Source organism: Janthinobacterium sp. YR213, from assembly GCF_900099875.1.
GTDB classification, from domain to species: Bacteria; Pseudomonadota; Gammaproteobacteria; order Burkholderiales; family Burkholderiaceae_D; genus Janthinobacterium; species Janthinobacterium lividum.
This window is the reverse complement of the sequence record NZ_FNDA01000005.1, coordinates 74,331-98,251: the sequence shown is the minus strand read 5'-3', so window position 1 is coordinate 98,251 and position 23,921 is coordinate 74,331. Positions and strand designations below refer to the sequence as shown.

Genomic DNA, 23,921 nt, shown 5'->3' with positions numbered 1-23,921 from the left:
TGCACTGGTGGTGCCGAGTTGTCGGTACAATGCGTGCTTCATTCATCTAATCGGCGGCTGTTTGGCGCACCACGCGGTGCGCGCGAGGCGGCGCCCGAGCACTCTTACTCATTATGGCTGTCATTTCTCTTTCATCGGCGCAACTTGCGTTCGGTCACGTCGCGCTGCTCGATCACGCGGAATTTTCACTGGAAACCTCGGAGCGGGTCGGCTTGATTGGCCGCAACGGCACGGGTAAATCGTCGCTGTTGAAGGTTATTTCGGGCAAGTTCAAGCTCGATGACGGCTTGTTGGTGATGCAGCAAGGCATCAAGATCGCCTATGTGGAGCAGGAACCGCAATTCGACCCGGACATGTCCGTGTTCGACGCCGTCGCTTCCGGCATGGGCGAGTCGCAGGCGTGGCTGAAGGAATACGATGCGCTGACGGGCCAGTTCGGCCAGGGCAATGACGACGAACTGATGGAACGCATGCACGACATCCAGGTCAAACTCGATGCGGCCGATGCGTGGAGCTTGCCGAACAAGGTGGAAACCGTGCTCGACCGTTTGAACCTGACGGGCGACATGCTGATGAAAACCCTGTCCGGCGGGATGCAAAAGCGCGTGGCGCTGGCGCGCGCGCTGGTCTCGGCGCCCGACGTGCTGCTGCTCGATGAGCCGACCAACCATCTGGACTTCAGCTCCATCCTGTGGCTGGAAGGCTTGTTGCGCGACTTCAAAGGTAGCGTGCTGTTCATTACCCATGACCGCTCCTTCCTCGACAATGTTGCCACGCGCATCATCGAGCTTGACCGCGGCCGTTTGCTGTCGTACCCGGGCAACTTCACGGCTTACCAGACCCGCAAGGCGGAGCAGCTGGAAATCGAGGAAGTGGAAAATGCCAAGTTCGACAAGTTCCTGGCGCAGGAAGAAGTGTGGATACGCAAGGGTGTCAAGGCCCGCCGCGTGCGCGACGAAGGCCGCGTGCGCCGCCTGGAAGCGCTGCGCCTGACGCGCAATGCGCGCCGCGAACAGCAGGGACAGGTCAAGCTGGATGTATCTGCCGGCGAACGCTCGGGCAAGATCGTGGCGGACCTGGAAAACGTCTCGAAGATCTATGGCGACAAGGTCATCGTCAAGGATTTCAGCGCCACCATCCTGCGCGGCGACAAGGTCGGCCTGATCGGTGCCAACGGCGCCGGCAAGACCACCTTGCTGAAGATGATCCTGGGCCAGGAAGAGTCGGACACGGGCACCATCCGCCTGGGCACCAAGCTGCAAGTGGCGTACTTCGACCAGATGCGCACGCAGCTGAACGAAGAGGCAAACCTGATGGAAACCATCGCGCCAGGCAGCGACTGGGTCGAGATCAATGGCCAGCGCCGTCACGTGATGACCTACCTGAACGATTTCCTGTTCGCGCCGGAGCGTGCCCGTTCGCCCGTCAAGTCGCTGTCTGGTGGCGAGCGCAACCGTTTGCTGCTGGCGCGCCTGTTCGCCAAGCCGGCCAACGTGCTGGTGCTCGATGAGCCGACCAATGACTTGGATATCGATACCCTGGAGTTGCTGGAAGAGTTGCTGGAAGAATACACGGGCACCGTTTTCCTTGTCAGCCATGACCGCACCTTCCTCGACAACGTGGTCACGCAAGTGATCGTTGCCGAAGGCGAGGGCAAGTGGCGCGAATTCGTCGGCGGCTACACGGACTGGGAGCGCGTGCGCACCTTGCCGATCGCCACGGCGCCCGCCAGCAAGCCGGCCGTGAAGGTCGAGGCTGCCGCGCCGGCCGCCAAGCAGAAAAAGCTCAGCTACAAGGAACAGCGCGAGCTGGAAGAGTTGCCGAAACTGATCGCCAAGCTGGAAGACGAGCAATCGGTGCTGGCCGCCGAACTGTCGCACCCGGACTTCTACAAGAAGACGCCGGCCGAAGGCAAGCGCCTGAATGCGCGCGTGGCCGAGATCGAAGGCGAACTGCTGGAAGCGCTGGAAAAGTGGGAGCAGATCGAGGCGCGCGCCAACGGTTGATTGTTTTCCACCTCTCCTGTTGTAATTAAGTTAGGATTATTTGCCACGGCAACGGTTCAGCTTGATATAATTATATAATTATATTTTTTACATCGGGGGATGCATGTTTGTTATTAAAAGCACGCGCTCCGGACCACGGCGTCCGGCGCGTGGTTCCGCCTCCAGTGCGCATCAGCATGTTTGACCGCGCCGCCTTGCCCCGGGTAGCGCCATTCCTCGCCTACCTTTCCTTCATCTTCATCGCCGACATGCTGGGCCGGCTCGGCTTTGCCGCGCAGGACCTGCGCTGGCTGTATGCCGTCAAGATCGGCGTCGTACTGGGCATGCTGCTGTACTGGCGCCGCAGCTATACGGAATTGGCCTGGGTGCCATTGGGCGCGCGCGCGCTGGCCGTGGCGCTGGTGACCGGCATTGTTGTTTTCCTGCTGTGGATCAACCTCGATGCGGGCTGGATGACGATCGGCAGTGCCGACGGCTTCGACCCCCGCAATGAGGGGCGGATCGAGTGGAGCCTGGTGGCCGTGCGCATCGCCGGCGCCGCCCTGGTGGTGCCCGTGATGGAAGAGCTGTTCTGGCGTTCCTTCCTGCTGCGCTGGATCGATGCCCCTGATTTCCTGAAATTCCAGCCACGCCTGGCCAGTGCCAAGGCGTTTGTCATCAGCGTCGTGTTGTTTGGCTTTGAACATAATTTGTGGCTGGCGGGCATTGTTGCCGGTGCCGCCTATACACTGCTTTATATGCGCAGTCAGTCATTGTGGTCGCCCATCCTGGCGCACGGCGTCACGAATGGCGTACTGGGTCTCTGGATTGTTTCCGGTGGATACTGGACTTACTGGTAATATTGCCAATCAACTGTTTGCTCTATCAAAGAGAATACCTATGTTGAATTCCCCGCAAAAAAAAGATGTCGATGACAGTTACCGTCTTGCTGCCGCATCACGCCGTTTTCCGGCTGCATCAGCATTGCGTGCCGGTTGTTTATTGTTGCTGGGAAGCATGGCCAGCCCGGCTGCTCTTGCCTCATGGAGCGACACGATTTTCCCATTCCTGGCCACGTCATATTCGTATGATGACAACCTTTTGCGTCTTGACGACAACACGCCTGGCTACACTGGTCCCCGTTCCGATACTTCGCGCCAGATCCAGGCCGGCTTTCTGTTCAACCGGCCGATCGGACGCCAGGTGCTGAGCGGACAAGCCAAGTGGTCGCGGGTATCGTTCCAGCATTTCGATGACTTGAACTATAACGGCAAGGATTTGCAGGCCGACCTGGAGTGGCATATTGGCAATCACCTGGATGGCCATGCGGGAGCGACCTATTCGGAGACCCTGACGCCATTCAGCGACTTTCAAACCACAGGTACGGATCGCAATATGCGTACGCGGCACAGGACCTACCTCGACGGCGGCTGGCTGTTTCATCCGAGCTGGCGCCTGCGCGGTGGCGTCAGCCGCGAGCGCTATTACTATGACCTTTCACGCCTCAGTTATGCGAATCGCGTGGAGGATGCGAGCGAACTGGGGCTCGATTACCTGGCTTCGAGCGGCAGCAAGATCGGGGTGCAGCTGCGGCACTTGAAGGGCAATTATCCGAATCGTCTGGCCGGTTCGCAATTTAGCCTGGTGGATGGTTATACCCAGGACGAGGTGAAGGCGAATATCTATTGGCGCTACAGCCAGGTGACGCAGGTGCAGTTGCTCGCCGGCTGGGTCCGGCGCGGCTATGCCTCGTTTTCGGGACGTGATTCGAAAGGCGCGAACGGACGCCTGATCGTCAATTGGGCACCGCTGGGGAAAGTGCGCTTTACGGGCAACTTATGGCACGAATTTGGCGCGGTGGAAAGCGCGCTGGTATCGAGCAGCCTGAATAACGGCGCCAGCGTGGCCGCTGCATGGGATATTTCGTCGAAGGTGCGCATGGATGCAGAAGTGCGGCGCCAGAAACGCGATTTTTCCGCTGCCAGCGGGCTGGTCTTTCCTGTCGATGTCACGGACTCCACACATACGGAGTCGCTGGGGCTGACCTATGCGCCGCGGCCGAATATCCAGCTGGGCTTGAATGCCTTCCGCGATACCCGCAAGGGCGCCCCTATTATTAATACAGGCAGCTACCGCGCCAAAGGCGTTTCCTTCAGCGCCAGTGTTCAGTTCTGAGTGTAATATGACGGTTAATGATATACCCCTGATCTCGTTTTTCCAGCGCATACTCGACCCATTGATCATCATGGGCACGCTGTATCTGCTGTCCGCCTTGTCAGGTTCGCCATTTACCGGTTACTCGCTGGTACTGATGATCCTGGCGTTCTTTATTTCATCATCAGTATTCCAGTATGTCGATCCCTATCGTACCTGGCGCAGCGGTCGCATGCTGGCCTATGCCCGTGATATCTTCGTCAGCTGGGGCATCACGGCCCTGATCCTGGTATTCCTGGGTTCGGCGACGGGACTGGCGTTTCACTATGACCGCGAGCTGGTGTTGGCCTGGTTCATGCTGACGCCATTCATATTGCTGCTCAGTCATCTTGCCGCACGGCGCATGGTGGCCGATCCCGGGCGCGACAGCGAAGTGCGTTCGGTCGTCATCATCGGCGCCAATGACGCCAGCCTGAAGTTTGCCGCGACCGTGGAGCGCAACCCGAATCTGTTCATGAGTGTGCGGGGCTTTTTTGACGACCGTACGGATGACCGTTGGCCGGAGACGATGCGCGAACCGATGCTGGGCAAGATGGCCGATATTGCCGCCTATGTGCGCGAACACAATATCAAGATGATATTCATCAGCCAGCCCATTTCGGCCCAGCCGCGCATCCGCAAGATGCTCGATGAGTTGCAGGATACGACGGCTTCCGTGTACTTCTTGCCCGATATCTATATCTTCGACCTGATGCAGGCGCGCTTCGACAATGTGGGCGGCATGCCGGTGATCGCCATCCGCGAATCGCCGTTCACGGGCTTTAACAGCATGGTCAAGCGCGGCAGCGACATCGTGCTGGGCCTGCTGATCCAGATCATGCTGCTGCCCGTTATGCTGGTCATCGCCATCGCCGTCAAGTCGACGTCGAAGGGGCCGGTGATCTTCCGCCAGCGCCGCTACGGCCTGTATGGAGAGGAAATTATTGTGTATAAATTCCGCTCGATGACGGTGAGCGAGGATGGCGACAAGGTGGTGCAGGCAACCAAGAACGACCAGCGTGTGACGCGCGTGGGCGGTTTCCTGCGCCGCAGTTCGCTCGATGAGCTGCCGCAGTTCATTAACGTGCTGCAGGGACGGATGAGCATTGTCGGGCCCCGTCCGCACGCGGTGGCGCACAACGAGCAGTACCGCAAGCTGATCAAGGGCTACATGCTGCGCCACAAGGTCAAGCCGGGCATTACCGGCTGGGCGCAGGTGAATGGCTTGCGCGGCGAGACGGAGACGCTCGACAAGATGGAGGCGCGCATTCATTTCGACCTCGACTATCTGCGCAACTGGTCGCTGTGGCTGGACTTGTGGATCATTTTGCGCACCGTCAAGGTGGTGCTGAAGCGCGACAACGCGCATTGAACGTGGACCGATGGCGGGCCGCCACACCAGGCTTGAATATTTTTTGCGGAGAATTAATACGCGTTAAAATGGCGCAATCATGCAAGATGTCCAATAGCCGGTTCCTGGAGCCGGCCGAACAGTGATTCGACGAGCCAGACGATCCTATGAGGCAAGCACGGCGACATGATGTGCACGGTGACATGCTCCGCCTGCCTGGCGGCGGGCCAGCTTGTGCCCCGTGGCATGCCCGCTGTCGCCTCGCCCGGCCCGCATGGCGCACGGCGGCTGTTCAATTGATACTGTTCCCAAAGCACCGGCCCCATCCCTGCCGCTTTCCCATGCTGGCCCGCCTTCCATTATTGTGCGGCGTCATGCAAGTGCCCGTCGCTGTGCGAGAAATATTGCCTTGTGAAAATTATTTATTGAGGCTTGGCGATTGCAAGGATTGTGTTTCTGATGAAACAGTTGTTTTTAAGACCTTTTAATAGTTTTTTAAGCAAATAGTTTCCTAGCAAGCTAGTACACTGTGTATCATATTTATAATATTGACAATCATGTGGTCGCAAGCCCATAATTTCAATCGAAATCTGTTTTTTTGACAATGTTTTGTTGTTAAGTGAGTTATCATCACGCTCACAAAGCTGTCAGCGGATTTCCTTACCTGAACTGAAGGAGTCATTTTGAACCAAGCGCAAATCGCCCGTGTGCCCTCGAGCAAATCCGCCACGCATTCCCGCCTGCTGTGCGCAGGCCTGGTAGTACTGGCCGTCGCAGGATTGTCTGCTTGTGGCGATAAAGAAAAAAAGGCCGGCCAGGCGCTGGCGAGTGTGAATGGGGAAGAAATCACCGTCCTTCAGCTCAATGAAGAAATGCAGCGCGCCAATGTGCAGGCTGCGCAACAGGAAGCGGCCAGCAAGCAGTTGCTGGAATCGCTGATCGACCGCCAACTGCTGCAGAATGAGGCGGCCAAGGACAAGACGGACCGCGATCCCAAGGTGGTGCAGGCGATCGAACGCGCCAAGGCACTGATCGTCGCGCAAGCCTACATGCAAAAACGCATCGGTACGATCGCCCGCCCCACCAAGCAGGAAGTGGAAGAGTATTTCCAGAAGAACCCGCAATTTTTCACCGAACGCAAGCAGTTCGACATGCGCGAACTGATCATTGCCAGTGCCGACATGAACGACCAGTTGAAGGCGGCCATGGACAGCGCCAAGACACTCGACGACGTAGCGGCCTGGCTTGAGACAAACAAGGTCAAGTTTGCCCGTACCCAGCTCTCGCGCACCAGCGCCGACCTGGCGCCGGAGCTGAGCGCGAAATTGCTGTCGATGCCGAAGGGCCAGTTGTTCATCATCCGCGAGGGGGACCGCACCTTGCTCATTTCCCTGGCCGATATCCGCGACAATCCCGTGACCCTGGCACAAGCCGCACCGCAAATTGAACAATTTTTGTTCAACAAGAAAAACAAGGATGCAGCCGATGCTGAACTGAAACGTTTGCGTGCCGCCGCCAAGATCGAGTACCTGAACAAGAATGGCGCCTCGGCATCGGCAGTGGCCAGTGCGCCGGCTGCGGCACCGGCCGTTGCGACGCCTGTCGCGCCAGCACCAAGCGTACCGGTGGCGCCGGCGGCACCGGCACCGAGTTCTTCGGAATCGAATGATCGTGGCGTTGCTGGCTTGAAATAAGCCGCAGCATTTTAAGTTAAGCAACTCATTATGGATTGAACGAATCATGAAACGACTTGTCATGTGGTGCCTGACCCTGTTGCTGGCCATTGGTACGGGGGTTGCCAGTGCCGCCGATGTACAGCTGGGTGCGGGCGATGTATTGAAAATTTCCGTGTATGGCAGTCCTGACCTGGCGCTGGAGACGCGCATCAGCGAAGCTGGTCAGATCACCTTCCCGTTGGTTGGCAACGTGGCGCTCGGCGGCTTGTCGGTTTCCGCGGCAGAAAAGAAACTGGGCGGCTTGCTTGAAAGCGGCGGTTTCCTGCGCAAGGCACAGGTCAACATTATCGTGACTTCGCTGCAAAGCCAGCAGGTGTCGGTGCTGGGCCAGGTGAACCGTCCGGGACGCTATCCGATCGAAGGGCGCCGCAGCGTGATGGATATGCTGGCCATGGCTGGCGGCGTCAGCGCCGATGGCGGTGATTCGATCAACCTGATCCGCAAACGCGATGGCAAGACCAGCCGGGAAGTGATCGATATCGTGGAAATGGTGCGCAGCGCCGATTTGAACCGCGACCTTGATGTGGCTGGCAACGACGTGATTTTTGTCGAGCGTGCGCCACGCTTTTATATTTATGGCGAAGTCCAGCGTCCTGGCCCATTCCGCCTGGAGCGTTCGATGACCGTGTTGCAGGGTTTGTCCGCAGGGGGCGGCTTGACGCAGCGGGGCACGGAACGCGGCATCCGCATCAAGCGCCGCGATGCGGAAGGCAAATTGCAGATTCTTGAAGCCAAGCATGACGATATGCTGCAGGTCGATGATGTCGTGTATGTCAAAGAGAGCTTGTTCTAGTCTTGAACGGGGCCGGCGCCTCGTTCTTATCATTCAGTATTGAAGGTTCCAACATGAATTTCTCTCAATTTTTGCTGATTTTGCAAGCGCGCAAGAAGATTATTTTCTTGACCTTGATCATCACCGTGCTCGCCACGCTGTCTGTCAGCCTGTTATTGCCGAAGAGCTATAAAGCCACCAGTTCCCTGGTCATGAACTACAAGGGCGTCGATCCTGTCACGGGCCTGGCCATGCCTGGACAATTGTTGCCTGGATACATGGCCACGCAGATCGATATCATCAGCAGCAAGAATGTGGCTTTGCGCGTGGTCGATCACCTGGGCCTGGCCAATAGTCCGGCCGTCATCGAGCAATTCAATGCGGCGACAGAAGGCAAGGGAACGGTCCGTGACTGGCTGGCCAATCTCTTGCTGAAAAAACTGGAAATCGTGCCATCGCGCGAAAGCAGCGTGGTCGACATCAGCTTCAAGGGGTCCGATCCGCAATTCGTGGCAGCCGTGGCCAATGCCTTTTCCGACGAATATCAGAAAGTCAGCATCCAGCTGAAAGTGGAGCCGATGAAAAAGGCGGCCAGTTATTTCGATGAGCAAACCAAGATGCTGCGCGATAACGTGGAAAAGGCGCAAAACCGCCTCTCCAAGTATCAGCAGGAAAACGGTATCGTCAGCGTCGACAACCGTCTCGACGTGGAATCGAATCGCTTGAATGATCTGTCCGCACAGCTGGTGATGGCACAGGGCCAGTTGATGGAGGCAAATTCGCGCCAGCGCATGGCTACTGGCGGCAATGGCGGCGAATCGCCGGACGTGGCGTCGAATCCCCTGATTCAAAGCTTGAAAATGGGGCTCGGCAATGCCGAAGCCAAGCTGGCCGAACTGGGACAGCGTCTTGACAAGAATCATCCACAGTACCAGAGCGCGAAGGCCGAAGCGGACAAGCTGCGTGCCGATCTGCGCGAACAGCTGCGCGTCGCCTCGAATAGCGTAGGCAATGCGGCGCAGATCCAGCAGCAGCGCGAAGCTTCGGTACGCGCGGCGCTGGCGGCGCAAAAGTCGAAGGTGCTGGAACTGAACCGTACCCGCGATGAGATGGGCGTGCTGCAAAAGGATGTGGAAAGCGCCCAGCGCGCCTTCGACGTGACATCGCAACGCTTCTCGCAAACCAAGATCGAAGGCCAGTCCGACCAGTCCGACATTGCCGTGCTGAACCCTGCGGTGCCACCGATCGAACCGTCCAGCCCGCGCGTGCTGATGAATACCTTGTTGTCCATCGTCCTGGGAACGTTCCTGGGTATCGGCCTGGGCCTGTTGATTGAAATGCTGGACCGCCGCGTGCGTTCCGACCATGATCTGGCTGACTTGCTGCAAGTGCCAGTACTGGGCATGGTCGACTGGAAAGCCGCACCGCGCCGTCGCAAGGGCTTGCATCGTCTTCTGCCGGCCCGCCGCCTGAGTGCCAATTAATTGATGGAATTGAATATGAACTTTCCCGCGCATCCTGTTTCGAAACCGTCACCCCTGCGGGGCGGCGACTCCAGCATCGGCGCCCTGTTGCTGGCCTCGGGCAAAATCACCCCGGAAAATGCCGAACGCGTGCTGCGCATGCAGAAGGAGCTCGGCATCCGTTTTGGCGAAGCGGCCTTGCGTCTCGGCTTGATCAGCGAAGCTGACATCCAGCACGTGCTGGCGCGACAATTCGACTATCCGTATCTGCAGGAAGGCGAGGGCAAGTTTGCCAGCGAGCTGGTGGCGGCGTATCAGCCTTTCAGCCCGCAAATGGAAACCTTGCGCGCCGTGCGCAGCCAGTTGATGCTGCGCTGGTTTTCGCTGGGGCGCAAGGCGCTCGTCGTGGCCAGCGTCGATAGCGGCGATGGCGCCAGCCTGTTCGCCGCCAACCTGGCCGTGGTGTTTTCGCAGCTCGGTGAAAGCACCTTGCTGGTCGATGCCAATCTGCGCAAGCCGCGCCAGCACGAGATTTTCGCGCTGGAAGAGCGCCAGGGTCTCTCCGATGTCCTGGCCGGGCGCGCCCAGCAGGACGCCATTTCCGTCATCGATTCCTTCGTCGATCTGTCCGTGCTGGGTGCGGGCACCTTGCCGCCGAATCCACAGGAGCTGCTGAGTCGTCCTGCCTTTGGCGCGCTCAATACGCAGCTGGAAGAGCGCTACGATGTCGTGCTGTATGACGTGGCGTCCGTGTCGTCGGGATCCGATGCGTTCGTGATGGGTGCCCGCGTCGGTGGCGTGTTGCTGGTCGTGCGCAAGAACAAGACGCGCCTGGCCGATATCGACGCCATGCGCGAGCAGCTGCAGCGCAGCGGTTCGGAAGTGGTTGGTTCCGTACTGGTCGATTACTGACATGGCCACGCTCGCACAGTCGCGACCAGCCGCCTCGCTGGACTGGAAACAGTTGCTGCTGCACTGGTGGCCTATGCTGCTGGGCTTGCTGGCCATGTACGTGCCCACCTTCCACGACCTGGCCTTTGGCCTGTGGTCCACGGAGAGTTACGCGCACGGTCCGATCATTCTGCTGCTCGCCTTGTGGCTGCTAGGGCGGCAATGGCCGGCCATGCTTGCCGCTGCGGGCGGCACGGGCGGCTCGGCTGCCGGTTGGCCGCTGGCCATACTGGCATTGCTGTTCTATGTAATGGGGCGTTCGCAGAGTATCCAGAGCATGGAGCTGGCTTCCTTCATCATGATGCTGGCGGCCCTGCTGCTGCTGTTCTTTGGCGCGCGCGCCTTGAAAACGCAGTGGTTCCCCTTCTTTTTCATGCTGTTCATGATTCCCTTGCCAGGCGCTATTGTCAGCGCGCTGACGATGCCGATGAAAATGGCCGTATCGTATGTCACCGAGCACCTGCTTTTCTGGGCTGGCTATCCGATCGCGCGCAGCGGCGTCATCTTGCAGATCGGCCAGTACCAGCTGCTCGTGGCCGATGCCTGCGCTGGCTTGCAGACGCTGCTGACCCTGGAATCGCTGGGCCTGTTCTACATGAATGTGGTGCGCCATACGTCGGCATTTCGCAATGTCATGCTGGCCATCCTGATCGTGCCGATTTCGTTTACCGCCAACGTGGTGCGCGTCATCGTGCTGACATTGATTACCTATTACTTTGGCGATGCCGCCGGCCAGGGCTTCCTGCACGGTTTTGCCGGCATGGTGTTGTTCATCAGCGCCCTGATCCTGATCATTTCCATTGATTCGCTGTTGCAATGGTTCGTGAATATGCGCCAGCGCCGTCACAAGGGGGCAGTATGAAACCATCGCGACTTTCCATGTTTGTGCTGAGCTGCATGATGGTGCTCGCCTCCCTGGCTGCGGCGTACGCCAAGCCGACCATCCGCCTGGCCGAAACCATGCCGATGCCGGCGCTCGAGAAAATCGTCCCCAGCCAGTTTGGCGTATGGCATGAGGAAAAGACGTCTATCGGCGCCGTGATCGACCCGCAAATTCAGGCAGAACTCAAGCGCATCTACACGCAGATCCTGTCGCGCACCTATGTCAATGACCGGGGCGAACGCATCATGCTGTCGATTGCCTACGGCAAGGACCAGAGCGACACCACGCAAGTGCACTATCCGGAAATCTGCTATCCGGCACAGGGCTTCCAGATCGGTGCCACGCGGGAGGAGATCCTGTCGACGCGCCAGGGCGATATCCCCTTGAAGCGACTGGAGACGAGCATGGAAAACCAGCGCTACGAGCCTGTGACGTACTGGACGACGGTGGGCGATGTGGTGGTGACGAACCGCACGGACAAGAAACTGGTGGAAATGCGCTACGGTTTCAAGGGACAGATTCCCGATGGCCTGCTGTTCCGCGTGTCGTCGATCGACCGCGACACGGCTGCCGCTTTCCGCCTGCAGGACGACTTCGTCAAAGCTATGCAGGTGGCGCTCGACCCCGCCAGCAAGCTTCGCCTGATGGGCATACACGGCTAGACACACGGTGCGCGCCGCACCATGTGCTGTTTCACTTACCTAGAAAAACATGACTCTTGCAGCAAAGACACTCGGCGCGGTGAAAAGTAACTACGCAGGCACTCTGATCCGCGTGCTGGCGCAATTCGGTGCACAAGTCGTCATCATGCGCGAACTGGGACCGGAACTGGTGGGAACGTTCGGCTATGCACTGCTGGTGTTCGGCGTGCTGGCACTGGTGATCGACCAGGGTTTTGGCTGGGCATTGATGCAGGGTGATTTTTCGGAAGAGGAACTGCGCGTGGTATTGTCCCGGTTAATGCTGGGTTCGGTATTCGGCATGCTGTTCGTTTTCGGCATGTCCTATCCGCTTGCCATCTGGCTGGACAATCCGCTGGCTGGCACCTTGTTCCGCTATTCGGCGCCCTCGTATCTGGTCATTGCCGTGTATGGCATTTCTCAGGCCCGGCTACGCGCCGAGTTGCGTTTTCGTGAAATCCAGTATGCCACCACCGGCGCTTACCTGATCGCCTATCCCGTCGTTGGCGTCGGCATGGCCCTGGCCGGAGCCGGTGTATGGGCGCTGCTGGCGGCCTGGTATGCGCAGGCGATATTGCAGTTTGCCCTCAGCTATTACTTTAGTCCGCATCCTTTGGTATTCGGCAATCCGTTTCACTCCTGCAAGGCCGCAGCACTGGGCCGCCAGGTGGCTGGCATCAATGTGTTGAATTGGGCCGTGGACAACGCCAGCGGCGTCTTCACCGGTGCGCTGGGACCGCAGGCACTGGGTAATTTCAATGCCGCGTCGATGCTCTCGCGTACGCCGGCCATGCAGTTGGCGCAGACCATGCAAACCGTGTTGTTTTCCACTGCGTCCGCGCTGGCGGGAGACCTGGCACGCATACGCCAGCTTTACCTGAGCGCGCTGGCATCGATTGCCATCCTGGTAGTGCCATCGTATGCGTATGCGCTGACGCATGCCGATTTCCTCGTGCATCTGGTGTTTGGCGAGAAATGGCTGCAGGCCGCGTCCTTGTTTGCCGCCATGACGGTCGGCATGGTGGCGCTGGCCATGAGCACCCTGTCTGGCGCGGTATTGACGGCGACGGGCGGGCAAGGCACGGTGCTGCGCTCGCAGGCTTATTGCCTGGCCTTGATGTTGGCCGGACTGTACTTCGCCGTGCATGTGGAGCTGGTTTATGTGGGCATCGTGATCAGCATCGCTTATACGGTGCGCCTGCTGCTGCAGATGCGAACCATCGCCGTCAGTGCCCGGCTTGCCGGGTCCGACTTCGGCAATGTGCTGCGCGGCCCGCTCGTGCTGGGCATGCTCTGGTCCTTGCCCCTGGTGTCATGGCTGGCGCCGGGGCATCCGGGCCTGCTTGCCGAGCTGCTGGAACTGGGGGGCAAGCTGATCGTGAGCGTGTGCGTGTGCAAGCTGTTCCCGAGCTTCTTCTTCTGCCCTGCGCTGATGTATGTTTTGCAACGTTTTGGCCCCGGACGCCGTCTGGCGAGTGCCTTGGGCCTGTGAGAAATTGATGAAAAAAAATAGTATGAAAGCGAGCTAAGGGCTATCCATGGAAGAGTTAATCATCTATTTTCTGTTGCCTCTGGGCGCCTTGCTCTTTGCTTTGCTGGCGATTGGCGGCGCCGTTTTCGTGGCCGGCATTGCCGCACGCTGGCGCGGTTGGGCATTTGCGACGGTCTTGTTGCTGACGGTGGCCGCCAGCATCAGCAGCATCGTCCTGTCGTTCCGCAAGCTGACCCTGAGCGAGCAGGGGCTGATGAACATGAGCGACGGCGATGGCGCCTCGGGCCTGTTGTCCAAGCTGATCCTGATGGCCGTGATCGGCAGCTCCTTCGCCCTGTGCCTGGCATGGTTGTTCGATTTCAACAAGAAGCTGCGCCAGCACTCGCGCTTTACGCGCCGTGACATGTGCGCGCCCAACGATATCGTGATCGCCTTCATGGTGTTTTATGTGGCGTTCAGCATCGTGCCCATCTTTATGGGCCAGCGTTATTACTTCCACGTGTCGCTGATCTATCCCTTTTTTGTCTACCTTGCCATGTTCCTGTATCTGCAGGTATCGGACATCGATCCTGTGCGGGTTTCAAAGTATTGCCTGGGAGCCCTGGTGTTCGGTAGCCTGGTCGCGGCCATCGTCACGCCCAGCGCCGCTTTCCAGCCTGGCTACAATGGCTTGATTCCAGGCTTCAACCTGCGTTTATGGGGCGTGACGGCGCACGCCAATGCGCTCGGCGCGGTCGCCTGCGCGTTTTTCCTGATGGAGATGGCCGAGCCAGAAAAGAAACGCTGGCTACATTTCGGTATTCTTTTTGCGGCAGGGCTGACGATGATCATGTCGCAGTCCAAGACGTCGATCCTGACGGCTTTCATGGGTGGCATGATGATCACCTGCATGCAGATATGGAACTACCTGAGGACGCAAACCCGCGGCTACAACCGCAACAGTTCGGCCTTCCTGGCCGTGCTGCTGATGGGCTTTTGCTTCGTGATCGTCATGGTGGGTATCTGGATCATGTTTTCTGACGTGAATTTATTAACGATGATCGAGAGCAAGCTCGACTCGCGCGCGGTGGGTGATCTCAGTACGGGCACGGGCCGGCTGTGGATCTGGTCCGCAGCCATCAAGGGCGGGATGGAAAATCCCCTGTTTGGCCAGGGAGCATCGTTCTGGAACCTGGAAAACCGCCTGCGCCTGGGGCTGAGCGGCGCGGTTTCCGCGCATAACTTGTACTTGCAGGTGTTCAGCCGTTCGGGGCTGATCGGACTGGCGTCCCTGCTGGCCTTTCTGTTTTTCCTGGTCCGCTATGCGATGCGCGCCTCGAAGGCCACCAATGGCGCCAGCCTGGTGATGCTTGCCGTGCTGCTGGTGCGTTCGATGACGGAAGTGCCGATCGCGCCGAACGGGATACTGGGCGCCGAGTTTTTCGGCACCATGGCGTATATTTTTTACATCATTGACCGCGGGGCGCGGCCGTTGAGCAAGCGTAATGTCATTGAGAAAAAACAGCCGGCATACTTTGCCAACGGGCGTTTCAGGGGGCCAGCATGAGTTGCCGTGTTGTTTCTTCTTGCCAACGGATGGCGCGTGAGCGGACCGGGGAGGCGCCATGCTGACCATTTACCGGATTGCGCACTTGCTCGCGCGGGCCCGCATCCCCCTGTTGCCGCGCCTTCTCTATATGTTCAACCGTATCGTGTTTTCGATCGTGCTGCCGCCCACCAGTATCGTCGGCCGCGATGTGCTGTTCGGTTATAGCGGACTGGGCATCGTGGTGCATGCCCGCTGCAAGATTGGCGACCGCGTCAATATCGGCCCGCATGTGACGCTCGGTGGACGGGCCGGATTGAACGGGGTGCCGGAAATCGGCGACGATGTGCTCATCGGTAGCGGTGCCAAGATTCTTGGTCCCGTGCATATCGGCAATGGCGCGCGCATAGGCGCCAACGCCGTCGTGCTGCACGACGTGCCTGCCGGCGCCACGGCCGTTGGCATTCCTGCACGTATACGCGGTGGCCAGGCCGGCGGGCCGCTATCGACAGATGGACTGGACAGCTCTACACAGGTGGATAATGAAGTTAGCGATCTTAATTAAGACATACAACGAAGCGCATAATATCGAACGCTGCCTCAACGCCGTGTTTGATGCCATTGCCGGGATTGCCGGGGGCGTGGAGGTGCTGGTCGCCGATTCGTTGTCGACCGATGCCACCGTCGCCCTTGCACGGGCTTATCCTGTGAAGATCGTCCAGTTGACGCTGCCCGCCGATCGCGGCTGCGGCGCCGGGGTGCAGCTTGGTTATCAGCATACGCGCGCCCAGTTCGTGTATCTGCTTGACGGCGACATGGAACTGCAGGGCGACTTTTTGAAGCAGGCGCTGGCGCTCATCGAAAACGACGCGACGCTGGGTGGCATTTCCGGCGTATTACGCGACCGGCACATCAATAATCGGTTTGACCGGCACCGGCTGAAAAACAAGCCCGCCGCGCGCGCCGGCGACGTCGAGTGGCTGGCGGGTGGCGGACTGTATCGCCGTGCGGCGCTGGACGAGGCCGGAGGATATGCGGGAAACCGCAACCTGAAGGCATATGAGGAGGCGGAACTGGGCTTGCGCCTGGGCAGTCACGGCTGGCGCATGCTGCGGCTCGACACGGTGGCGGTGTATCATACGGGACATGCCGAATCGACAGGCGCGCTGATCTGGCGCCAATGGCGTAGCAGACGCATGGATGCTGGCGGCGTGCTGCTCAAGTCAGCCTTGGGACGGCCCTGGTGCTGGCGTGTGATGCGCATGTGCTTGCATCCGCTGGCGGTGCTGTGTTTCTGGGCGCTGGTGCTCGGTGCCGCGCTGCTGGCCCCCGACTGGCGTCTGCCTGCGGCATGCCTGGGGCTGGGGGGGCTGGCGGCATTGGCCCTGTGCGTCAAGAAGCGCAGTGTCAATGATGCCGGTTTTTCTATTTTGCTGTGGCATCTTTCTGCCGCAGGCCTGGTAAGGGGTTTCGTTACGGCCAGGTTGCGCTCGCCGTGCGAGGCGATTCCCAGTCAGATCCTGTCCGAGAATACGGCGGTATAGGCCGGTGCAGTTTGGCACCATGGTAAATGTGGTACACGTATTAAAGACACCGAATGAAGAAAAATGTAAAAAAAGAGCTGTTTTATGGCCTTCGTTCGCTGCTGCGCGATAATTTTCTGAGCCGGCATCTGCTGGCACGCCTGCGCCGCAATGCGCAGCTGGACCAGGCGGGCATGGACCGTTTGCAGTTGAACTTGCTGCACGCAACCTTGCAATGCGCGATCGACAAGCTGCCGTATTACGCGCACATCGACAAGCATTTTCCCGTAGGCGACACGCTGCAAGTGTTGCGCCGGGACTTTCCCATCATCGACAAGAGTACCTTGCTCGCCAACCGCCAGCGTTTGTATCCGAACGGTGGCAAGACCAAGCCCTGGTACAGTGTCGGCAAAACCAGCGGCACCACGGGCACGCCACTGACGATCTTCCGCAGTCCGCTTTCCGTGCTGTACGAAATGGCTTTTGTGTGGAGGCACTGGGAATGTAGCGGTTTTCGCCGCGGCGCGCGCAGCGCCGTGCTGCGCGGCGACGTTGTCGTGCCGCAGTCGCGCGAGGCGCCGCCATTCTGGTTTTATAACCGCCATGACAAACAGTTGATGATCTCCTCGCGTCACCTGAAGGAAGGCTATATGGCAGCGATTTGCGATCAGCTCGACGCTTACGCGCCGGCCATGCTGCAAGCCTATCCATCCACGGCCTTCACCCTGGCCAGCTACCTGCAGCGCCAGCAGCGCTTCCTGTCCATTCCGCTGGTCTTTACCAGTTCCGAGCCTTTGTATCCGCATCAGCGCGCGCTGATCGAGGAGCGTTTCCGTGCGCGGGTCAGCGATATGTATGGCATGGCCGAACGGGTGGCGTTTGCCAGCGCCTGTGAATTTGGCGCCATGCATGTAAATGCCGATTATGCATATGTGGAAATTGTTGATGACGATGGCCAGCCGACGACAGATTTCGGTTTTGTCGTCGGTACGACGCTGCATAACCACGTCATGCCATTGGTGCGCTACCGTTTGTCGGACCGCGCGCGCTGGAAGACGGGTGCTTGCGCCTGCGGCCGGCCATTCCCCGTGCTGGAAGAAATCAGCGGCAAGTACGAGGATGCGATTTTTGGCGGCGATGGTCAACCCGTCAGCCCATCCGTGCTGACCTTCGCCTTCAAGGGCGTCGAACATATCCTCAAGTCACAGGTGGCGCAGGTGGCGCAGGACCGCTGGCAAATCCGCATCGTACCCGCACCCGCGTTCTCCAAAGTGCAGGAACTTGCGCTCATCGAGAATATTCGACAATTGGTAGATAAGGATATCATGGTCGAAATTGTATTAACGTCGGATATCCCCAACACATCTTCTGTTAAGTTCCGCTGGGTCGTGAATGAGCATAAAAAAAATAAATGAAAATGCGTATAATAAAATGCTAGGCGTCAACTCCAATTGAGGCCTGTCCAGGTCTCTAAATCTCGCGTTGAATCACAAATATTTTTGCGCTGCAAAATGGTTTATCTTGCCAGCCTTGTCACACCTATTTTTCAAGATCGGTTCCGATCTTATTGCCGTTGCCTCGGAGGCTAAATTATGAAATTCTTTCCCGTGAAGCTGCCAATATTGCTGGCAGCTGGTGTGTTGTCGGTCGCAGGGCCGGCGCATGCCGACTGGGTGCAGTCCGTCGACCCAGTCGTGGTGGCGCCAGCACCAACAAACCTGCAGATTCAAGCGCAAAATCCCCCCACCTTTACCTGGTCGCGCCATGTGTCGGCGCCGGCATCTTATACGGTGGAAGTCAAATCGGCCACCGGCGCGGTGAGTACCTATACAACGACCCGTAACTGGTTGTTGCCCAGCCAGCTATTGCCAGTCGGTAGTTATTCCTGGCGCGTGCGCCCCACGCCGACCGTGGAATGGTCCGATTACCGCAACTTCACGATCACGACGGCTTCGGCGCCGTTCGTTGTGCCGGAGAATGCGGACTTGCGCGCGCGCATCGCTAAAATGCCGAGGCCACGCAGTTTGCAGGGCCTGCCTTTATATAGTGCCTGGAGCGCGCCGCTGAAGGCCGAGCGCAATGCCGCCATGCTCAAGATGCGTTCCGAGGTCGACTGGGTGACAGTCAAGCCTGGCGCTGGAGTTCTGGATTCGAACTGGACACTGCAGACGGGTTCCGTGTTGACGGCTGCCAACGTTGCGCAGACGGCTAATATCCGTGCTCTGGTATCGGCGAATGGACGCCAACTGGAGGGCGCTTCGCTGCTGTACCGCCTGACCGGCGAGCAGAAGTACCTGACCGAGGCGATCTACCGCGGCGATATGCTGGCCGCGCTCAATCCATATGGTCCGACCAGCTATGTCAACCAGGATCAGGGCACGCGCGTCATCGCGCTGACGCTGATCAAGGCCATCGATACGCTGGGCAGTGCCATCGACGGTACCCGCCGCGCTGCGTGGCTCAATGTCGTGCGTTTGCGCACCAACGATATCTACGCCGATCTGGCCGGTAGCAATGGCCGCATGGATCAATATCCGTTCGACTCCCATGGTGGCACGAACCTGGGTTTCCTTGCCCTCATCGCCACCTTGTCGCTCGGTGAAATCAAGGAAGCCGATACCTGGTTTGACTTTTCCTTCCGCGCCTACGCGGCGGCATTCAGCGCCTGGAGCGGTCCGGAAGGCGGCTTTGCGAATGGCACGGCGTATGCGCAGTACACGGCGGACCTCGCCTTGCAGGTATGGCAGCCGCTGGCCAGCGCTTCCGGCATCGATATGTTCGGCAAGCCATGGTCGAAGGGTTTCGTGCGCTACTTCATGCACTTCGTGCCGCCCGGTACGCCGCGCCACTTGTTTGGTGATGAGGCGGAAGTCGTACCCACCTTCGCGGTACTGAAGGCCTTCGTGTCGCATTATGCGAGTCCCGAGGCGGCCTGGTATTTCCGCGCGCTGCCTGTGGAGATGGACGCGCTGACCCTGCTGCAGGCGCCGTATCCGCTGCCCGTCTCGTCGGTCAGCACGCCGCTGCCTCCGGAGAATGCCCGTTTGTACCCCAGCATAGGCTGGGCGGCCATGCACAGCAGCATGGCCGACAACGGACGGACCTCGCTGTATTTCAAATCGAGTCCGTACGGCTCGTATAACCACAGCCATGGCGAGCAGAACAGCATTGTCCTGGTACGCAACGGCGTCGCGCTGCTGGGGCAGTCTGGTTACTCCGACTATTATGGTTCACCGCTGGCCAGCACTTGGTATCGCCAGACGCGGGCGCACAATGCCGTCACCTTCGATGGCGGCCTGGGTCAAGCCATCGATGGCTATACACCGCAGGGCTACACGAGGACCAAAGCCTATGGCGGCAAGATCACGGCCTTCTCGACCACACCTCAGCTCGATTACGTGGAAGGCGATGCCACGCCGGCGTACAGTGGCGCCCTGACGCAGGCCGTGCGCAAGGTCTGGTATTTGCGCGGTGCCAATGCGGCGGTGGTCGTCGACGTCCTGGCGTCGGCCACGCCGCGCAAGTTTGAATGGAATTTCCATTCCTATGCACCGATGCAGACGGGCGAGAATGGCAAGGTGGTTGTCGCCAAAGATGGACAAATGGTGTGCCTGATTCCCGTGTCGACGGGTATGCCGATTGCTTTCGAGAAGCGCACCGGCCCTCCGCCAAAAGTAGGCACGGTGGAAGACCACGGCGCGTTTGTGAATACCGTGCTGCAACCCAAGGCCGAGTTTGTGGTCGTGCTCGATGTCGGCTGCAGCAATCCGGCACCCGTGTTCGATCCTGTCGCGCGCACCCTGAAGGTTGGGGCACAGACGGTCACGATACCGAAATGACTGCCTGCCCGGCAGCCGGATCAGTTCGCATCGGAAAGCTCGATGTGGGATTGGTTTAGACGCTGCAGGCAATGGTTGAGCAAGTTGTGGACGCGTTTTTTTGCCGACCCCCTGACGCTCTCCTGATATGAAATGACCTCTCCGCGCGGCGCTGGCGGAGAGGTTTTTTTTTACCGGAGGCGGTCGATACCTGTTGGCAAACCGATGTTGAGAGAAAGAGACAAATTTCCATGCGTCATGATTTATGCTTGGTGCATGGTTTTCCAGATGCGCACAGACAAGAAAAGTGCCGTGCTGCGGTTGACAATTGTGGTAATGAATGCAATGATTGTGTTGTTTTAACATTATTTTTTTGTTAGTCGTATTGCACGTGCACAAAGTGTTTTCTGCAATGTCTTCAATGAATCTGATCTGGGAGATGATCGATGGGTGAGTTACTGGTCACGGTGGGCTGGCATGGGATGGCGGCGTGAGTGACGAAAGGCCGCAGGCATTGATGCTGGGCACCGCGCCGGAAGGCAAGGGGGGCGTGGCGGCCGTCGTTTGCGTCCTGCTGCGGGAGGGTTTCCTGGATGAGCATGCGGTACGCTATGTCGTGACGCATGCCGAAGTGCCGGCGATGGACAAGCTTGCCCTTGCCTTCAACGCATTGCGCCAGTTGCTCGCGGTGCGCCTGACCGGGGTGAAGCCGCTCGTGCATGCGCATTGTTCGTCGCGCGCCAGTTTCTACCGCAAGTCCGTCCTGCTGGCGCTGGCCCGCGGCATGGGATGCAAAACCATCTTTCACTTGCACGGTGGCGAGTTCCGCCAGTTCACCATGGATGAGGTGGGTCCCGTGGGCCGTTGGTGGATCCGCCACACCCTGGAAAAAAGTTCGGCCGTGATCGGCCTGTCGCCATCCTGGGCCGAGTTTCTGCAGACTTTCGCGCCGCGCGCGGCCGTGCTGGTCGTGGCCAATTCGGTCAAGTTGGCCACCTTGCCCCCCGTGCTGCCGGAAGAGGAGGGGCGCCTGTTGTTCCTCGGCCGCGTCGAAAAGAAAAAAGGGGTGTTTGAACTGATCGAAGCCGTGGCCAGCCTGAGCGCACAATTTCCCCACCTGCGCCTGGTCATGGGCGGCGAGGGCGCACTGGCCGAGGTCCGTGCGCGTGCTGCTGAACTGGGTATTGCCGACCGGCTTGAATTGCTCGGATGGATAGATCCAGATCAGAAAGCCGCGGAAATGGAGCGCGCGAGCATCTTCGTGCTGCCTTCTTATCATGAAGGTTTGCCCATGGCCATGCTCGAGGCCATGGCGGCCCAAAAGGCGGTGGTGGTGACGACCGTCGGCGGCATCCCCGAAGCGGTGCAGGACGGCATCAATGGCTTGCTGATCGAGCCGGAGAGTGTCGCGAGCCTGGCTGGTGCATTGCAGCGTTTGCTTGCCGACAAGCCGTTGCGCGAGCGCCTGGCGGCGGCGGGGCGGGCCACGATCGAGCAGCGTTTCGATACTGAACTGATGCTCGACAAGCTGGCGACGCTTTACGCGCGCCTCGAGGGAGCGGGACGATGAGTGTGGCGACGAGCATGGTGCGCGCGCGGACCAGTCGCCTGGGCTGGCTATGGAACCGGCTGCGCTGCATGCCGCCAGGCGAGCCTTTGTATCGCCTGCGTCAGGTGTGGCAGTCGCGGCTGTTGCGCCATGGCTTGCTGAGCACGGCCATCCCGGCGCCGCTGGCGCAAACCGGCATCGCCTCGCCGTATGCTGCACCACGGCTGGCGGACGCGGCACTGTATCTGCGCGAAGCCGACGCGATCATGGCGGGTGACGTGGTACTCTTTGCCACGGCGCATTTCCAGGTGGGCGCAGCGCCGCGCTGGAATACCGATCCCCTGACGGGGGTGGCCGGACCTGCCAGTTTCAGCCTTGCGCTCGACATTACCGACCGTAGCAGCGTGGGCGATATCAAGCACGTGTGGGAGCTGAACCGTCATCTGCATCTGGTGCGGCTGGCACAGGCCTGGGCGCTGAGCGGCGACGCGCGCTACCGCGATGCGCTGGCGGGGCAGCTGGACTCCTGGCTGGAGCAATGCCCGCCGTTGACAGGGCCGAACTGGACCAGCTCACTGGAACTGGGCATCCGCCTGATTAACTGGAGCCTGATCTGGCACATCATGGGGGGCGGCAACGGTGCCCTGTTCACGGGAGAAGCCGGGGCGCGGCGGCGATCGCGCTGGCTGGACAGCATTTTTTCCCACTGCCAGTTTATCCAGCGTCATCTGTCGCGCCACTCGTCGGCAAACAATCATCTGATCGGTGAATTGGCCGGCCTGTATGTTGCGGCGCAGACCTGGCCGTGCTGGCAGCACAGTGCGGCCTGGCGCGATCAGGCGGCGCGCGAATTGGAGCAGCAAGCGCAGTTGCAGCATTCAGCCGATGGCGTCAACCGCGAGCAGGCATTTGCCTATCAGGTATTCGCCGCCGAATTCCTTCTGCTGGCGGGCTTGAGCGGTGCGCGCGCCAAAACGCCGTTCAGCGACGCTTACTGGCAGGTACTGCAGCGGGCCACACATTTCCTGCGTGCCGTGCGTGATGTCGGCGGCCATGTGCCTATGGTGGGCGACGCCGATGACGGCATCGTCTTTCGCCTGGAGCCCGGTACGATGGGCGACCGGCCGGCAATGCTGCTGGCGCTGGCCGATGTACTGTGGGGAGGGCAGGCGCCATCGCAGTATGGCGCGACGGCGCAATGGTTGCTTGGCGGCACGGAGTTGCCAGCCGTGCCTGCCGTGGATGGACGGGCCAGCGACTGGAATTTTGCCGATGGCGGTTACCTGCTGTTCGGTAACGATTTCGGTCTACCCACAGAAATCAAGGGCATGCTCGATTGCGGTCCGCTCGGCTACCTGGGCATCGCGGCGCATGGGCATGCCGACGCGCTGGCGCTGACCCTGTCGATTGGCGGCGAAGAGTGCCTGGTCGATCCCGGTACCTACTCGTATTGGCAGGATATGAAGTGGCGCGATTATTTCCGCGGCACTTCCGCGCACAACACCTTGCGGGTCGATGGTCTGGACCAGTCCGTCAGCGGCGGCCGCTTCATGTGGTTGCGCAAGGCGGCGAGCAGCGTGCTGCAGATGCCGCAGGATCCCGCGCAGTTTGTCTTTCGCGGTGCGCATGATGGCTATTTGCGCCTGACCGACCCCGTGCGCCATGTGCGCAGCGTGCAATTCGATGCGGCAACACGGCGCTTGAGCGTGCAGGATTGCGCCGAGGCACGTCAGGCGCACCGCCTGGAACAGTTCTGGCATTTTGCGCCCGACCTGTCGGTGGCGCTGGACGGCGAGGTGCTGGTGGTGAGCGGCGCGCGTTTCCGCCTGGAAGGCCGTTTTACCGGCAGCCAGCTGCGTTTGCAGTTGTCCAGCGCCAGAGAGCAGCCGCCGCTGGGCTGGTATTCGCTCCACTACGAAGTCAAAGTTGCCTGTACGACCTTGTGCGTCACTGCCGAGGGCAGCGATATCGCGGCAGAATTTACGATGGCATTATTTTAG

The 23,921-nt window shown here is 59.5% G+C and carries 18 protein-coding genes; all 18 read left to right on the top strand.

The window, feature by feature from the left end:
* The first annotated feature begins 113 nt into the window (after nucleotides 1-113).
* The 18 genes from BLT98_RS21445 to BLT98_RS21360 all read left to right on the top strand — a co-directional run bounded on the left by BLT98_RS21445 (nucleotide 114) and on the right by BLT98_RS21360 (nucleotide 23,921).
* Nucleotides 114-2,006 carry an ATP-binding cassette domain-containing protein gene (locus BLT98_RS21445; protein ID WP_034782110.1) on the top strand — a complete coding sequence of 631 codons (1,893 nt, stop codon included), beginning with the start codon at nucleotides 114-116 and terminating at the stop codon, nucleotides 2,004-2,006.
* A 176-nt stretch (nucleotides 2,007-2,182) separates the two neighbouring features.
* A complete protein-coding gene (locus BLT98_RS21440) occupies nucleotides 2,183-2,845 on the top strand; it encodes a CAAX prenyl protease-related protein (RefSeq protein WP_170846458.1) in 663 nt (220 codons plus the stop codon).
* Complete coding sequence (gene epsL / locus BLT98_RS21435; protein WP_211551197.1) at nucleotides 2,793-4,160, top strand: XrtB/PEP-CTERM-associated polysaccharide biosynthesis outer membrane protein EpsL; 1,368 nt, start codon at nucleotides 2,793-2,795, stop codon at nucleotides 4,158-4,160. Before BLT98_RS21440 ends, epsL begins: the two co-directional genes overlap by 53 nt.
* 7 nt (nucleotides 4,161-4,167) lie before the next feature.
* Nucleotides 4,168-5,550: an undecaprenyl-phosphate glucose phosphotransferase gene (locus BLT98_RS21430; RefSeq protein WP_070253533.1), complete on the top strand. Its 1,383-nt coding sequence runs from the start codon at nucleotides 4,168-4,170 to the stop codon at nucleotides 5,548-5,550.
* Nucleotides 5,551-6,212: 662 nt separating this feature from the next.
* On the top strand, nucleotides 6,213-7,223 hold the full coding sequence (locus BLT98_RS21425; RefSeq protein WP_070253534.1) for an EpsD family peptidyl-prolyl cis-trans isomerase: 1,011 nt from the start codon (nucleotides 6,213-6,215) through the stop codon (nucleotides 7,221-7,223).
* A 46-nt stretch (nucleotides 7,224-7,269) separates the two neighbouring features.
* Complete coding sequence (gene epsE, locus BLT98_RS21420) at nucleotides 7,270-8,058, top strand: polysaccharide export protein EpsE (protein WP_070253535.1); 789 nt, start codon at nucleotides 7,270-7,272, stop codon at nucleotides 8,056-8,058.
* A 53-nt stretch (nucleotides 8,059-8,111) separates the two neighbouring features.
* On the top strand, nucleotides 8,112-9,521 hold the full coding sequence (gene epsF / locus BLT98_RS21415; protein ID WP_070253536.1) for a chain length determinant protein EpsF: 1,410 nt from the start codon (nucleotides 8,112-8,114) through the stop codon (nucleotides 9,519-9,521).
* Between the two features lie 15 nt (nucleotides 9,522-9,536).
* On the top strand, nucleotides 9,537-10,412 hold the full coding sequence (epsG, locus tag BLT98_RS21410) for a chain length determinant protein tyrosine kinase EpsG (protein WP_070253537.1): 876 nt from the start codon (nucleotides 9,537-9,539) through the stop codon (nucleotides 10,410-10,412).
* A gap of 1 nt (nucleotide 10,413) precedes the next feature.
* Nucleotides 10,414-11,313 carry an exosortase B gene (gene xrtB / locus BLT98_RS21405; protein ID WP_070253538.1) on the top strand — a complete coding sequence of 300 codons (900 nt, stop codon included), beginning with the start codon at nucleotides 10,414-10,416 and terminating at the stop codon, nucleotides 11,311-11,313.
* Entirely contained in the window at nucleotides 11,310-11,996 is a 687-nt protein-coding gene (gene epsI, locus BLT98_RS21400; RefSeq protein WP_070253539.1) for an exosortase-associated protein EpsI, B-type, read from the top strand. Before xrtB ends, epsI begins: the two co-directional genes overlap by 4 nt.
* Nucleotides 11,997-12,045: 49 nt before the next feature.
* Nucleotides 12,046-13,506, top strand: coding sequence for an oligosaccharide flippase family protein (locus tag BLT98_RS21395; RefSeq protein WP_092611290.1), 1,461 nt, complete (start codon nucleotides 12,046-12,048; stop codon nucleotides 13,504-13,506).
* A 46-nt stretch (nucleotides 13,507-13,552) separates the two neighbouring features.
* The gene (locus tag BLT98_RS21390) at nucleotides 13,553-15,052 is read left to right on the top strand and encodes an O-antigen ligase family protein (protein WP_070253541.1); all 1,500 of its coding nucleotides are present in this window, start codon (nucleotides 13,553-13,555) and stop codon (nucleotides 15,050-15,052) included.
* Between the two features lie 58 nt (nucleotides 15,053-15,110).
* Complete coding sequence (locus BLT98_RS29710; RefSeq protein WP_070253542.1) at nucleotides 15,111-15,596, top strand: serine O-acetyltransferase; 486 nt, start codon at nucleotides 15,111-15,113, stop codon at nucleotides 15,594-15,596.
* Nucleotides 15,574-16,575 carry a glycosyltransferase family 2 protein gene (locus tag BLT98_RS21380; protein ID WP_170846457.1) on the top strand — a complete coding sequence of 334 codons (1,002 nt, stop codon included), beginning with the start codon at nucleotides 15,574-15,576 and terminating at the stop codon, nucleotides 16,573-16,575. Before BLT98_RS29710 ends, BLT98_RS21380 begins: the two co-directional genes overlap by 23 nt.
* 53 nt (nucleotides 16,576-16,628) lie before the next feature.
* A complete protein-coding gene (locus BLT98_RS21375; RefSeq protein WP_092611284.1) occupies nucleotides 16,629-17,969 on the top strand; it encodes a phenylacetate--CoA ligase family protein in 1,341 nt (446 codons plus the stop codon).
* Nucleotides 17,970-18,146: 177 nt separating this feature from the next.
* A complete protein-coding gene (locus BLT98_RS21370) occupies nucleotides 18,147-20,393 on the top strand; it encodes a heparinase II/III domain-containing protein (RefSeq protein ID WP_081345399.1) in 2,247 nt (748 codons plus the stop codon).
* Nucleotides 20,394-20,889: 496 nt separating this feature from the next.
* Entirely contained in the window at nucleotides 20,890-21,942 is a 1,053-nt protein-coding gene (locus tag BLT98_RS21365; RefSeq protein ID WP_092611281.1) for a glycosyltransferase family 4 protein, read from the top strand.
* Nucleotides 21,939-23,921 carry a heparinase II/III family protein gene (locus tag BLT98_RS21360; RefSeq protein ID WP_244517627.1) on the top strand — a complete coding sequence of 661 codons (1,983 nt, stop codon included), beginning with the start codon at nucleotides 21,939-21,941 and terminating at the stop codon, nucleotides 23,919-23,921. The genes BLT98_RS21365 and BLT98_RS21360 overlap by 4 nt, the downstream gene beginning before the upstream one ends.